The 629-nt window shown below is 53.9% G+C and carries 3 pseudogenes; all 3 read left to right on the top strand.

The annotated features are described in order from the left end of the window. Window positions 1-53: 53 nt before the first annotated feature. Window positions 54-221 (top strand): annotated as a pseudogene (locus ABGA94_RS03960) (catalase); the annotation flags it as partial. A gap of 49 nt (window positions 222-270) precedes the next feature. Further along, a pseudogene (locus tag ABGA94_RS03955) lies at window positions 271-390 on the top strand (hypothetical protein); the annotation flags it as partial. Window positions 391-507: 117 nt separating this feature from the next. Next, a pseudogene (locus ABGA94_RS03950) lies at window positions 508-629 on the top strand (fumarate hydratase C-terminal domain-containing protein); the annotation flags it as partial.

The raw sequence follows: 629 nt of genomic DNA, 5'->3' as shown, positions 1-629 counted from the left end.
GTTAAAATTTCAAGCAATGAAACTGCCAGTGATCGTTTCAGAACGATTAGGTAGTGCAGGGAACGCCAAATGGACAGTGGGAAGTAAATGATACTTTCTTAACAGGCTCACCACTCCTTTATGATGGATTACTTCTTATCGGCGGAGAGATGGATGATCATTTTCTTAACAAAGCAAGTTCATTTGTCGTAGAATCATATAATCACTTTAAGCCGATTGGCTCCTTCCAAAACGGCTCTTCTATTATTCAATCTTTAAATATCGAAGGAAAGCCTGGTGTTCGACGTTGCGGGCAACACCACGATCGGCGGTGCGATCAGCGGCAGTGGTGGCCTGACCCAGGCCGGTAGCGGTGTGCTGACCCTGGTGGGCAACAATACCTACACCGGCCACATGGCGGGTCTGGACGTGGCGCGCAACGGCCTGCGTGCCTGGGCCGTGACCTCGGGCAACGAAGTCATCGACCGTCCGTACGAAACCTGGAAGGACGGCATCGACAAGTCGTTCACCCCGGAAGACGTGGCCAGCTGGAAGCCGGGCCAGACCCTGCTGCTCAACGGCAAGCTGCTGACGGGTCGCGATGCCGCGCACAAGCGCATGGTCGACATGCTCAACAAGGGCGAGGAGCT

Origin of the sequence: Stenotrophomonas sp. 3diitr2024, assembly GCF_042136455.1 — a bacterium.
Taxonomy (GTDB): Bacteria; Pseudomonadota; Gammaproteobacteria; order Xanthomonadales; family Xanthomonadaceae; genus Stenotrophomonas; species Stenotrophomonas sepilia.
This window is presented reverse-complemented; position numbering and strand designations above follow the sequence as displayed.